This is a genomic window from Actinomadura mexicana, from assembly GCF_900188105.1.
Classification (GTDB): Bacteria; Actinomycetota; Actinomycetes; order Streptosporangiales; family Streptosporangiaceae; genus Spirillospora; species Spirillospora mexicana.
In genome coordinates this window covers 1-12,382 of sequence record NZ_FZNP01000013.1, presented here as the reverse complement: position 1 = coordinate 12,382, position 12,382 = coordinate 1, and the positions used below count along the sequence as shown (strand labels likewise).

At 67.8% G+C, this 12,382-nt stretch carries 10 protein-coding genes; 6 read left to right on the top strand and 4 right to left on the bottom strand.

Going from position 1 to position 12,382, the window contains the following annotated elements; translation table 11 throughout:
• Nucleotides 1-16: 16 nt before the first annotated feature.
• Nucleotides 17-760, bottom strand: a complete 744-nt coding sequence (locus tag CHC11_RS28920) for a class I SAM-dependent methyltransferase (RefSeq protein ID WP_089315014.1) — start codon at nt 758-760, stop codon at nt 17-19.
• 120 nt (nt 761-880) lie between these two features.
• Between CHC11_RS28920 and CHC11_RS28915 the strand changes: the two genes are divergently transcribed.
• Nucleotides 881-1,855 carry an AraC family transcriptional regulator gene (locus CHC11_RS28915; RefSeq protein WP_218826293.1) on the top strand — a complete coding sequence of 325 codons (975 nt, stop codon included), beginning with the start codon at nt 881-883 and terminating at the stop codon, nt 1,853-1,855.
• A 109-nt stretch (nt 1,856-1,964) separates the two neighbouring features.
• On the opposite strand, the gene CHC11_RS28910 is transcribed toward CHC11_RS28915, so the two are convergent.
• The 3 genes from CHC11_RS28910 to CHC11_RS28900 all read right to left on the bottom strand — a co-directional run bounded on the left by CHC11_RS28910 (nt 1,965) and on the right by CHC11_RS28900 (nt 4,367).
• A complete protein-coding gene (locus tag CHC11_RS28910; protein ID WP_089315013.1) occupies nt 1,965-2,735 on the bottom strand; it encodes an alpha/beta fold hydrolase in 771 nt (256 codons plus the stop codon).
• Between the two features lie 3 nt (nt 2,736-2,738).
• The gene (locus CHC11_RS28905; protein WP_089315012.1) at nt 2,739-3,677 is read right to left on the bottom strand and encodes a sigma-70 family RNA polymerase sigma factor; all 939 of its coding nucleotides are present in this window, start codon (nt 3,675-3,677) and stop codon (nt 2,739-2,741) included.
• Nucleotides 3,678-3,911: 234 nt separating this feature from the next.
• Nucleotides 3,912-4,367: a MarR family winged helix-turn-helix transcriptional regulator gene (locus CHC11_RS28900; RefSeq protein ID WP_089315011.1), complete on the bottom strand. Its 456-nt coding sequence runs from the start codon at nt 4,365-4,367 to the stop codon at nt 3,912-3,914.
• Between the two features lie 587 nt (nt 4,368-4,954).
• Between CHC11_RS28900 and CHC11_RS28895 the strand changes: the two genes are divergently transcribed.
• The 5 genes from CHC11_RS28895 (at nt 4,955) to CHC11_RS40635 (ending at nt 12,005) form a co-directional block, all read left to right on the top strand.
• Nucleotides 4,955-5,695, top strand: a complete 741-nt coding sequence (locus CHC11_RS28895; RefSeq protein ID WP_089315010.1) for a class I SAM-dependent methyltransferase — start codon at nt 4,955-4,957, stop codon at nt 5,693-5,695.
• 1,018 nt (nt 5,696-6,713) lie between these two features.
• Nucleotides 6,714-6,917: a cold-shock protein gene (locus tag CHC11_RS28885; RefSeq protein ID WP_089315009.1), complete on the top strand. Its 204-nt coding sequence runs from the start codon at nt 6,714-6,716 to the stop codon at nt 6,915-6,917.
• 337 nt (nt 6,918-7,254) lie between these two features.
• Complete coding sequence (locus tag CHC11_RS28880) at nt 7,255-8,670, top strand: DEAD/DEAH box helicase (protein WP_089315008.1); 1,416 nt, start codon at nt 7,255-7,257, stop codon at nt 8,668-8,670.
• Between the two features lie 1,131 nt (nt 8,671-9,801).
• Nucleotides 9,802-10,335 carry a hypothetical protein gene (locus CHC11_RS28875; protein WP_089315007.1) on the top strand — a complete coding sequence of 178 codons (534 nt, stop codon included), beginning with the start codon at nt 9,802-9,804 and terminating at the stop codon, nt 10,333-10,335.
• Nucleotides 10,336-10,538: 203 nt separating this feature from the next.
• Nucleotides 10,539-12,005, top strand: a complete 1,467-nt coding sequence (locus CHC11_RS40635) for a hypothetical protein (RefSeq protein WP_143227357.1) — start codon at nt 10,539-10,541, stop codon at nt 12,003-12,005.
• Nucleotides 12,006-12,382 lie beyond the last annotated feature (377 nt).

Here is a 12,382-nt window from a genome sequence, read left to right as displayed (position 1 = left end):
CGCTCGTCGTCAGGTCTCAGCCCAAGGGGCGGGTCGCCTGCACGAAGGTGACACGGCCGAATCTTCGGACGGCGTGCGCGACCTCCCTGGCGTCGCCGAACCCGGCCTCGGCGAGCAGGGCGATGACGCCGTCGCCATGGTCGCGGGACATGGCCGGGGCGTGCGCCGCCCGGGAGCGCTTGAGGCGGGGCAGGTGCCGGAGGGCGTGGGCGAGGCCGCGGCGGTGGCCATGCGTGGTGTGATCGGCGTGCTCGACGTTGGACGAGGGGCCGCCGAAGTCGACGATGGTGACCGTTCCTCCAGGTCGAAGGGCACGCAACGCGTCGCGCGCGAACGCCCTCCGACCGTCGTCATCCAGGTGGTGCAGGGCCAGCGACGTGACCACATGGTCGAGTGAGGCGTCCTGGGCGGGGATCCGGTCGGCGTATCCCTGAACGAGGGTGAGATCGACGCCGCGGCGCCGCGCCTTGCGTGCGGCCCTGCGCAGGGCGTCCGCATCGGGGTCGAGGCCGGTCACCCGCGCGGCGGGCTGGGCCGCGAGCACGGCGAACGACAGGTTGCCCGTGCCGCAGCCGACGTCGGCCACCGCCTGGCCGGACTCGATGCCGGCGAGCTCGACCGCACGCTCGTGCAGCGCGCGGACGCCGGCCACCCCGGAGAAGACGTCATAGAACGGCAGGAGCCAGGTCTTGCCCGCACCGGGCAGGAACGGGCGGTCCCGCTCCTCCGGAGTACGCTGGTCGAGGATGCGTACGTCCATGGGTGCCCCTTCGCGCATTCGGTGGCGGGTCCGCCCGGGACGAGCCCGGGGCAGGCCTGCTCTCGTCCCCTCAAGTCTTGGACATTTCACGGCCACTCAGCAGGACATACGTTGGGAGTCATGGGACATCCTTCGGTCGGCACCCCGATGGACTCCCCGTCGAGGCTGCGCACCGTACGGCTCGACGGGACGCCCGTCTACCGCTACCAGCAGCGCCCCGGCCTGCCTCCCGTCTCGGTGACCCGCTTCGACACCGAGGCCGCCCACGCCGACCTGCCGCCGGACCACCGGCACGCCCACGACTTCCTCGTCCTCGTCTACGTCGAGGAAGGCGCCGGCTCGGTCGCCATCGGCGGCGCCGAACGGCTGCTGCGCGCCGGCGAGGTCCACGCCGTGTCGCCCGGACAGGTGATCGGCGTCGCGGACGTCACCGAACTCGCCCGCAGCCGCGCGTGGTCGGTGGCGTTCACACCGGACGCCGTCCCCGCCCTGGCCTCGGTCTCTCCTTTGACCTGGACGCACCACCCCCACCTCGCCCTGTTCGCCCCCGGCGCAGGGCACGGCCGGGTCGCCGAGCCCGGCCGGGCGACCTGGTCGGCACTGCTGACGGACCTGGCCGAGGAACTCGCCGACCCGAGCCGTCTCGGAGCCCGCGAGGCCATCGCCGCCACGCTCACCCGGCTCCTGGTCGCGTCCGCGAGGCTGGCACCCTCCGCTCCCGGCGCGCCGGACCCGCTCGTCGAGCGGGTCTTCGCCGAGATCGAGGCGACGTTCCGCGAACCCGTCTCCGCCGCGGACGTCGCCCGCGCGCTCGGCTACACCCCCGGACACCTCACGACCGTGCTCCGCAGGCGCACCGGCCGTCCCCTCCTCGAATGGATCACCGAACGGCGCATGATCGAAGTCCGGCGGATGCTGCGCGAGACCGACCTGCCGCTCGACGCCGTGGCCGCCCGGACCGGCCTGCGCGACGCCACCTATCTCGTCCGCCGCTTCCGCAACCGCTACGGCGTCACCCCGCAGCGATGGCGCCGCGCCGAGCGAGCATGGCCACGACAACGACCGGCGCGACCGAAGGGGCCACCTCGGCCTTGACGAGTCGGCCGGATCGTCGACGGTGCTGTCGATGAGCTCGGTGCGGACGTAGCCGGGGGAGATCGACGCCGTCCGCGGAACCCCACTGGATCCTGCACCGTGCCGCCGCCTATGTCCGCCCTACTTCGGGGGTGTTCCGGTGGGCGCGTGCGATGGGCATGTACGTCGGGGCGGCGTCAGTGGTCAGGAACGCCGAAACCATGGCGCGCACCGTTTCGGCGTGCTCCATCAACAGGAGGTGGCTGGCGTTGGGCAGCACGGCCAACTCGGCGGTGGGCAGCGCGCGGTAGAGCGTCACCGTGTGGTCGAGCGTGACCAGGTCGTCGTCGCCGGACAGGACGAGGGTCCGGGCCGTCGCCGCGCGCAGTTCGGCCGGGTCCCAGCCCGGCTCGGTCGCGGCCGCGTGCGCGATCTTGCCGAGGACGACCGGGAAGTGGTCACGGCCGTCGGGCGACACCTCGGCGTAGGCGTCCACGATCTCGGCGGGCATCTCGCCCTCCGCCGACGGCTTGAAGATCAGGCCGTCCAGGTCGTAGGCCGTGCTGATCAGGACGAGGCGCTCGACCAGGTCGGGGCGGAGCATCGCCACCCGCAGCGCCACGGTGCCGCCGGCGCTGTAGCCCACCACCCGTGCCGGACCGCCGACCACCTGCTCCAGGAACGCGATCGTGTCCCGTGCCATGAGCTCCATGGTGATCGGGCCGGGGGCGTCGGGCGTGCGGCCGTGGCCGCGGCGGTCGGGCAGGTAGAGCTCGAACGTGTCGGCGAGCCCGTCGAGGTTGCCGGTGAAGCAGCGACTGTCGGTCAGCCCGCCGTGCAGGAGCACCACAGGGTCGCCCTTGCCGCGCACGTCATGCCACATGTGAACGATGTCGGTCATGCTCTATATACGGGACGGCGGCCCGGGAGTCATCGGCAATCCGAACAACGCGAACAGGGATGGTTCGAGATAGGTCGTCATGCCGGCGATCAGTCCGTCGCGGAGATCGAGGACGACCAGGCCCAACGCCTTCCCCTCGCGGTACTGCGCGAATGCCGGCGAGCCGTTGGCCGCCGTGCGGACCAGCCGGTCATCAGCGCACGCACCGGCTGAACCCACCAGGGCGGCCCGGATCGCCTCCCGGCCGCTCAGCCACCAGGCGAACGGCGGCATCGACATGGTGGCGTCCTGGTGGAGCAGCGACACCAAGCCGTCGACGTCGTAGGCGGTGAACGCCTCGACGTACCGTTCGAGCAGGTCCTCGTCGACCTCGCCGCTCCCGCCCGGTGTGCGCCGCGCGGCCATCGTGGCACGTGCTCGTTGCAGGGCACTGTTGACCGCGGCCGGGGTGCTGTCGAGCAGCCCGGCCACCTCCTCCACCGTCCAGCAGAGCACCTCACGCAGGATGAGGACCGCCCGCTGGCGTGGCGGCAGGTGCTGAAGGGCGGCGATGAACGCCAGCCGGATCGTTTCACGCCCGATGGCGAGCTCGGCCGGGTCGCCCTCGACCGGCACCGCAAGCCGGTCGGGAACCGGTTGCACGAAGGCGGCGGCACTCAACGGCGCGCCGAGCGAACCGCCGGCGAGTGCGGACGGGCCGAGATCCATCGTGAGCGCGCGCCGCTGAACGCTACGGGTCATGTCGATGCAGACGTTGGTGGCGATCCTGTACAGCCAGGTGCGCAGACCGGCTTTGCGCTCATCGAAGCGGTCGGCGTTCTTCCAGGCGCGGAACAGAGTCTCCTGAACGGCGTCCTCCGCCTCGGCGGCGCAGGCGAGCATCCGGTAGCAATAACCGGTCAGGTCAACCCGGTGCGCTTCCAAGCGTTCCTCGAAGACCACGCGCCCACACTAAGCCAGTCCCACCCCCGGCAGGCAGGCGGCAGCGTCACCCCCCGCACCCGATGCGCGAAATGACAGCACGGCCCGCCTGGCCCGTTCGGGCGACGCTCTCGGCTTCGACGGCGGGCTGCATCGGCTGGCGTAACAGGGTGGCGCGCAACGGCCACCGGAAACGGCGGCCCCGCCCTACCGGCTGGCGCTGGCCGCCGCCCGCGCCGCTCGAACAGTGACCGGCTAGGCCGGGGTGCCGCCGGTGTTCCGGATCAACTGCTGGAGCACCTTCACTGTGGTGGCGTAGTCGGCGTCGTCGATGTCCCGGTGGATGAGGGCCCCGATCGCCGGGGCGTTCTGCTTGACGCCGGCACGAGCCTCGTCCCCCGACTCGGTGATCCACAGCAGTCCCTCGGCATCGCGCGTGAGCCAGCCACGCTCCAGCAGGACGTCCGCCTCGGCCCTCACATCGTCTTCGGGTCTGAGGTAAGAGCTCATGGCCTGCTGGAGCTCGGGAATGGTCATGCCGTGGCCGTCGGGTGAGATGTCGTTCTTCGACAGGTTGCGCAGCAGCCAGAACTGGGGCTGGGTGACGCCCTGCTCGGCCAACCGGGCCCGAATGAAGGAGATGAGCGCCTCGTAGGCAACTCCGGTCCAGTACGCGGCCGGCTGCGCGGCGGAGATGTGCTGGGTCGTCATGTGCGTTTCCCCCTGGGAATGCTTGCTGATGCAATGACGGTAGAACCTCAAGCAAGGTTGAGGGCAAGCGCGGTCTCGCCGTCCCCCGAAGCCGAACATCCGCCGCCGGGAAGCCGGTCAGGGGCGGGGGCCGGCCGCTGGCCGAGGAAGTCCTCGAAGGCCGGCAGTCTCGAGTGCTGCCGGCGCACGGCAGGGCTGCCGCCCCGGCAATCCTCTTCGACGAACGCAATGTGACCGTCGTGCTGAAGACCGTCCCTGCGTTCGCTCGCTGCTTACGCCTGCCGTCCACGAGCGCTGCGTTCCTCGTCCCGGCGGCCTCGGCGGTGCCTAGGAGACGGAAAAGCGGCCCCTCTGCGGAGGGGCCGCCCGGGTTCATCGAGGCCACGAGGGCCCCGGTTCATTCTCGGTCGGGGCTAGGACCCCAGCGCCTCGTTGAGCGCAGCCTCGCCCACGTCCTCGGCCTGTTCCGGGCTTGCGCCCGCGGCCAGGGCCGCCTCTCGGGCCAGCTTGGCCGCTGCGAGAGCATCGTCGGCGGCTCCCACCTAATCGTGTTGACCGCCCCTGGCAGGCAATGCTGGAGTCGGCAGGTGGACAGCATCCCCGCCAACCGGCGGTTTTGGAACCAGATCAGCCCCGCCTACCAGCACGAGCACGACCCGCAGATCGGCGCCACGCCCCGGCTTTGGGGCATGTACGCCATCCCCGACGCGCGCCTGCGCGCCTTGGGCGACGTCACCGGCAAGCGCGTCCTCGAACTCGGCTGCGGCGCCGGCCAGTGGTCCAGGTCACTCGCCGCCGAGGGCGCCACCGTGGTCGGGCTCGACCTGTCCGAAGCCCAGCTCGCCGCAGCAACTCGCGCGATGGGAACGGCCCGCTACCCGCTGGTACAAGGCGCCGCCGAACTACTCCCGTTCGCCGCCGACAGCTTCGACCTGGTGTTCTGCGACCATGGCGGGCTTAGCTGGGCACCCCCGCACCTGGCCGTCCCGCAGGCCGCACGCGTCCTGCGCCGCGGCGGGCGCCTGGTGTTCAACGCCGCCAGCCCGTGGTTCGAAGCCTGCTACGACGACGACGCCCGCCGCGTAACCACCACGCTGCACCACGACTACTTCGGGCTGAACGCCATCGCCGAGGACCACGGAGCGGCCAGCTATCAGCTCACCTACGGCAACTGGATCAAGACCCTGCGCGGCGCGGGCCTCATCATCGACGACCTCATCGAGCCGCGGCCCGAACCCGGAACACCCAACGGCTACAACGAAACCGACCCGCCCGACTGGGCACACCACTGGCCAGCAGAAATGCTCTGGATAACCCACAAATCGTAAATACCGCCGCACCGAGACGTGAATGTTTACAACCCACGCCGTCAGCTTGGGAACCAATGCGAACTCGGCCGTTACCCTCGCTGACCTGGCGTCTGTCCGTCCCGCACGTGACCGTGGGGTACGTTGACCGCCCCTAATCGCACGTTGATGCCACGGCGTCGTTGCGGCTGACCCGCGCGCCCTCGGGCTATTCGGGACGGCGACAGCACTCGACCATCCGAGGGCGAGCGGACCCGGAGCACAGGGCCGGCCACGGCCCGAGCAACCGGAAGCCGCGCGGCAGCGATCGCCCCCAGCCACGCAGTCCACCTCAGCCAAGCTGTGGCGTAGGGCTGAGCCGCGGACCACCTGTTCACGAGCAAGATCAACGACGTCCAGGAGTGTCGTCAGCGTTGTCGTCAAAATTGCCCCGGACCGTGTGGCTCCGGGGCGTTTCTGCTGGTCTTAGGTGTGGGCAGGGGCGGGGGCGAACCCCCGACCTTCCGCTTTTCAGCTATGGCAGTGTCTCTGCCGGATGAACGTCGACCGAGGTTGGCCGACAGTCGGCGTGCGCTCGTGGCCGGCGCTGGTGCCCGCTGTTGCTGTCACCGCTGCTGTCAGCCTTCGCGTCAAGCGACCTTGATCGAGTGGAGGCCGACGCTGACGGTGATGTCCACGTGGCCGCCGAGTGCGGTGGCGTAGGCACGGAGCGTCTCCAAGTCGTACCCGCGGGACCACGGTCCGGCCTTGTCTCCGGCAACAAGGAAGATCGCGCGATCGGGTCATCTGGCTCCGATCGGACGGCGAGCCAATGGAGCACCTCGGCCGGACACCGCCATGCGGCATGTTGCCTGATCCCCCCACCGGTGGTAGCTTGGTGACAGTTGCAGTTGTGGTTCCCATAAGCTTATGTGCGCCTGCTGGTACTCACCTCAGGCGCATTTTTTGTTTCCCCGGTAGTCCATCCGGATGGGGTCATTGCGGCGACGAGTGGCTCGCAGAGTGTGGGCTCCGTAATTGCCTTTCGGAAGGGACGAATATGACCACCGGCACCGTAAAGTGGTTCAACGCGGAAAAGGGCTTCGGCTTCATCGAGCAGGACGGCGGCGGCAGCGACGTCTTCGCGCACTACTCCAACATCGCGGCTCAGGGCTTTCGTGAGCTCCAGGAGGGCCAGAAGGTCCAGTTCGATATCACGCAGGGCCAGAAGGGCCTGCAAGCGGAGAACATCGTTCCCGCCTGAGAACCGAACAGTGCCGTGCCGGGCCCAAACCTGAGCCCGGCGCCCCGCCTGTCGGCAGGAAACGATCTTCCAGTCGATGTCCACGTCTGATCTTTCAGGGGTGTAGCCCTTCTCTGGCGTTCCGCCATACGGCTCCCCCAAGTACTTGGCTGCGGGTTCTCGGCTGTACACCGCTCAGCCAGAGGCCGTCCTCCAGCCGCCTTCCGCGCGGTATCACGCAACGCCCTTATCAGCTTCGGCGTTGCTTCGCGGTTCATTTGGTTCGTTCTTGCGATCGCTCCGGCCACGGGTTGCGGAGTCTTCCTCGAAACGTGCCACTTCAAGGAAAGCCTTGCACATGACCCATGGCACCCGTCCGTCTCAACGTCGCTTCTCCCACTCGCCCACCAGGGCCTCGCGCCAACCGGCCGCCCGGCGGCAGAACGACTTCGCGCTTCCCGTCAGCTCCACGCCGCCGCTGCCTCCGGCCGCGTCGTTCGCCGAGTTGGAAATGCCGGCGGCCCTGCTGTCCACATTGACTCGACAGGGGATGGCGGAGCCGTTCGCCATCCAGGCCTCGACGCTTCCGGATGCGTTGAACGGCCGCGATGTCCTCGGCCGTGGACGTACCGGCTCGGGAAAGACCCTCGCCTTCGGCCTGGCAATGCTCGCCCGTAGCGCCGGTCGGCGCGCCGAGCCGCGTAAGCCGCTGGCCCTGGTACTCGTCCCGACTCGCGAACTGGCCGTGCAGGTCACCGACGCCCTCATGCCCTACGCCCAGTCGCTCAAGCTTCGGTCGGCCACCGTTGTCGGCGGCGTATCGATCTCCCGGCAGGTCGCCGCCCTCCACCGCGGCGCGGAGATCCTGGTCGCCACCCCGGGACGGCTCACGGACCTGATCAACCGGGGCGCCTGCAGCCTGGAGCATGTACGCACCACCGTCTTGGACGAGGCGGACCAAATGGCCGACATGGGTTTCCTGCCGCAGGTCACCGCGTTGCTCGACCAGGTCGCCCCAGGCGGTCAGCGGATGCTGTTCTCCGCGACGCTGGATCGCAATGTCGACCGTCTGGTCCGGCGCTTCCTCACCGACCCGGTCGTCCACTCGGTCGATCCGTCGGCGGGAGCGGTGACCACCATGGAGCACCACCTGCTGCACGTCACGGAGGCGGACAAGCAGGATGCCGCCACGCACATCGCCGCCCGCGACGGCCGCGTCATCATGTTCGTCGACATGAAGCATGCCGCCGACCGGCTGACCCGCAACCTCCTGAGCAGCGGCGTACGCGCTGCGGCACTGCACGGAGGCAAGTCCCAGCCGCAGCGCAACCGTACTCTGGAGCAGTTCCGCAACGGTGACGTCTCCGTCCTGGTCGCCACGAACGTGGCCGCGCGCGGCATCCACGTCGATGGACTGGATCTGGTCGTTAACGTCGACCCGCCCAACGACCATAAGGACTACCTGCACCGAGGCGGCCGCACTGCACGCGCGGGCGAGTCCGGCACCGTGGTCACCCTGGTGCTGCCCAGGCAGCGTCATGAGATGGACCGGATGATGGTGACGGCCGGCATCACGCCGCATTCCGCGCGGGTGCGGTCCGGCGATCCCGAACTCAACCGCATCACCGGTGCCCGACCGCCCTCCGGCGTCCCTATCACCATGTCCGCTCCGGCCTCCGAAGGACGGCGAGACAGCGGAGCCGGGCGTAACCGCCGTCCCGCACGAAACCGCCGCTCCCAGCGATTCGCGACAACCGAGCGCGTCGGCAGATAGGCAACCGGGCGACGCTCGCGGGACTTGACCGCGGCGCGTCGCGCCAAGGCAACGGCGAGGAGTCGGGGAGATGGCAACGGGCCGGCCACCTCGCGGCTCAGCAGGTCGCCCATCCTTTCTTGGGCGACCTGCTGCACCCCTGGGCTGGTCGTGTCACCACGAGATTGAGGCCAACTCAGGAATCAGGCGAGGCTGGCCGTCAGAGTCGCTTGGCTGCGTTCGCGACAGCTGACCCGCTGCGATCGGGCCCGCTGCAGCGTGACCGCCATCCGCAGAGTTCCGCGTTCTGCTCCATGCTGTCAGAAGGCCCTACGGCCGAGCAGCTTCCCCTCTGGCCCGTTGCGTCGCGCTGACCGTGAGGCGCAAGGCGGACGGTAGTTCGCTGGCGCGTTGCTGTCACAAAGTAGGCCCCGAGACTAATGTCCAGGGGCCTCTTTGCAGTTCAGAGAAGTGGGCAGGGGCGGGGTCGAACCGCCGACCTTCCGCTTTTCAGGTCACAGCGTCTGAGCGCCGTACTGACTTGCGAAAACCCAGGTCGCTCACGAGCGAGAAGCCGATAAGCGGATTGCGTTCCCAGCCAGGCTAGCACGTTGAGCTTTGCGGCAACTACCTAGCGTCTGCGGCTCCACGACTCTCGGTCAGACGCTCGGGGTGACGGCGGTGGGCTCATCGTCCAGATCGAGAGGGTGCGCCGCCGGCCCTCGATGTCTTCCGGGGGCTCCAAGTGCTCGTTCGGCACGGTGCCTGTCGGCGGCCTGGGCCGGCCCCCGGTCGGTCCGCATGGGTGCGATCGCCTGGGCCCGTGCAGCTTTGGTGAGAGTAACTGCGTTGGATGGCGTCGGAGTGAGGTGTTAGCCTAGCCCTACATGTGTAGTACTATCGCTACATGCCAGGCAAGCATACGCGAGCGGCCATCAAGGAGTTAGAGGAAGCCGGGTGGAAGATCACCTACACCAGCGGACGGGCTCACGCCTATGCGAGGGCCTCCTGCCCTGGCGGCGCCGGCTGCTGCGCCCCACCCTTCTCGATCAACGGGACTCCCGACGTTGACGAACATGAGGCTCAGAAGATCCGGAGGCGGATGCGACAGCACGACGCCAAGGTGGCCGCACGGCATGAAGGGGAGGATTGATGAGCACCTACTGGTTCGAGCTTGAGATCGGCCCGGTCAGTGACCTTGAGGAGGCCGCAGAGCGGCTGTACTCGCGTTGTGGTGACGGTCAACTCTCCGGCGACGAGCAGGGTGGCACGGTCCTGTTCTCGCGCGAGGCGCCCAACGCAATCGGGGCCATCCTGTCGGCCATCGACGACAGCGAGCGCAGCGGGCTTTTGGTGACCGGTGTCATGGAGGATCTGGTGACCATCGACGACATTGCTGAGAAGACCGGCAGGTCGGCCCCAGCGGTCGGACACTGGACGACCGGTGAACGCGGCCCTGGAAGTTTCCCCGCTCCGGTCATTCATCGCGGTAGTCGCGTCAAGCTGTACTCCTGGGCTCAGGTGTCTCGCTGGCTTGCTGATGCTGGACTAGGGAAGATTGACTCGGTTGCTGCGGAGGTCGCCGCCGCCACCGCTGACGTGGACGCACTTCTGCGTGCTCGGCGGGTTCTACGTGAAGCTCCCTCGGGGAAGCGGGAAGCTCTTGTGAAGCTGGTAGAGGCATAAGCGGTCCTTGAGTAGCGCAGGCCGTCCGGGGCCATGGCCGCGACCAGTTCCGCTGTGCCGGGTGCCGGGTCGGTCGCCCTGCGCTCGACCGGGAGTCCAGCCGCCTGAGCAACGTGACGTAACAACGCGTCCTCGATCCGAGAGGAATGACGCGCGGCTCAGTCAATCGCGCTAACACTCTGACTGTGGCAGGCTGTTGCGTCATGATGCCGCCAGCCAATGCTTCGGGGCAGCCGGTCAACTTGGCCGACGCGTTCGATGTGCCGGTGATTGTGCGAAATAGTTCGCCGCTCCAGCCTGAGCGTCGACCATCGAGAGGCCGCATAGATAAAGCTTGGTCACCTTGGCCGAATATCCGGGATGTGGTGCCGCCGGGTGACTACCTGGTATCCACGACGTGGCGCGAGGTAGTCGATGCAGCCATGACGTACGGGCGGGACCCTTACGCTTGGCTGGTTGCCGTTCCTGGGCTTGCTGCTGCGGAGATCATTGCCCGGCGTTTCCCTTTGAGTGCATACCTGTGCCGTACTCGCAACGGTATCCGTCTTTCCGGATCAACCGGTTTCCGTCTCGAGCCGAACGTGGTTTACCAGGAGGGAACGGAGAAGACGGCGCGCGCTATGTTCGCCTACCGCATTGGCATGACGATGGCAGAGTGGGTATGCCGAGGCTTGATGGGTCTGGGGCCGACGATCCACGCTGAGGCTCTCCCCTTGCTACCTGGACGCGGACCGCGCTGGTCTCAGAAGAATAGTCAACCCGACCTTGTCGGACTCCATTGGAAAGAACCTCGGACTTGGCTTATCGAAGCTAAGGGAGCTCGCCGTACGGGCAAGCCAGAACTGGCGAAGGGGGCGAGTCAGCTCTCCGTGAGCGGCCTGATGGCGGGTCCGCACCTGCGTGTTCTGTGCGGCACGAGCATCGAGCACAGGGTTTTCGTCACGGTCGATATCGAGGCTGCAGGCAGGAAACGAGAATCCAGTGTTCTGGCGAATAGCCGCCGTCTTCCAGATGAGGACGACACAGAGTTGGTCGCGCTCGCGCGATCACGGATGCTGACCTATTACGTACTACGATCCCTCCCTCGCTCACTGCTGTCCGTGCGGCCAATAGGGCCCGCAGTAGCGGACCTTGGAGCATTTCTGGGGCAAGTGACTGATCTGGTAGTTCCGCTTGAGCGGGACGACAGCACCCGCAGGGAACGTGTGGTGGCGCGCGATCGGTCCGCATATGCTCGTCGCCCACCTTCGGAGAGATGGGACATGCTAACCGGCAAGGTGCCCGGAACTGATCTCACCCTGGGGATGTCGCGTCGATTGTTTGCGGCATGCCACAGCCTTGCTGCTGAGCAGGACCGGTTGCTGCTCGAAGCCCAAGCTGATTTCCCAGACCTCTGGGAGAGCGCTCCCGAGGTGGTTATCGAAGATATGGCCGAAGAACGCATCAGGGAACGCCGAGCATGGTTCGCTGAACGAGAAGCCGGGGAACGTGAGCGCCTGTTCGGAACGACACGTCGGGCGTATGAGCGCGGAAGAGAAAGCTCTTGGCAGGAGCTTTTGGACATTGAACCGCAGCTTGACGTCGAACCACAAGCCAATCAGCTGGAGAGTGCGACCTTGGACTCGTATCTCGCAATCGACGCTGAAACGGTTTCCGTGGCCGCTGAGTAGGGTGCCCACGGCGCATCAGATCGGGCGCGGTCCGCCTGCGCCCGCAGAGGCTGTAAACAGCCCCGTCAGAGGTCCAGCAGGTCGGCGGATCCCCCGCGCCGTTGCGTCCTGCGCGTGGCGAGGGATGGCCATCGAGGCGAGCCGCGTCATCTAGTCTAGTGTTGTGAGTCAATAATTCTTTGTTAGTCGGTAGGCTGTGGGGATGCCGAGCCCGAAGCTGGATCCGGTGGTGTTGTCCGACGATGAGCGGTCGGTGCTGACCGGGTGGGTGCGCCGCCGCAAGACCTCGCAGGCTTTGGCGTTGCGGGCGCGGATCGTGCTGCTGTGCGCCGAGGGCGCCACGATCGCCCAGGTCGCCGAGCAGGCCGGGGCCTCGC

Bases quoted from the DNA above. Each gene is read 5' to 3' on its own strand.
- CHC11_RS28920 (WP_089315014.1), bottom strand. From the start codon at position 760: ATGGACGTACGCATCCTCGACCAGCGTACTCCGGAGGAGCGGGACCGC.
- CHC11_RS28885 (WP_089315009.1), top strand. From the start codon at position 6,714: ATGACCACCGGCACCGTAAAGTGGTTCAACGCGGAAAAGGGCTTCGGC.
- CHC11_RS28900 (WP_089315011.1), bottom strand. From the start codon at position 4,367: ATGACGACCCAGCACATCTCCGCCGCGCAGCCGGCCGCGTACTGGACC.
- CHC11_RS28915 (WP_218826293.1), top strand. From the start codon at position 881: ATGGGACATCCTTCGGTCGGCACCCCGATGGACTCCCCGTCGAGGCTG.
- CHC11_RS28880 (WP_089315008.1), top strand. From the start codon at position 7,255: ATGACCCATGGCACCCGTCCGTCTCAACGTCGCTTCTCCCACTCGCCC.
- CHC11_RS28910 (WP_089315013.1), bottom strand. From the start codon at position 2,735: ATGACCGACATCGTTCACATGTGGCATGACGTGCGCGGCAAGGGCGAC.
- CHC11_RS40635 (WP_143227357.1), top strand. From the start codon at position 10,539: ATGATGCCGCCAGCCAATGCTTCGGGGCAGCCGGTCAACTTGGCCGAC.
- CHC11_RS28875 (WP_089315007.1), top strand. From the start codon at position 9,802: ATGAGCACCTACTGGTTCGAGCTTGAGATCGGCCCGGTCAGTGACCTT.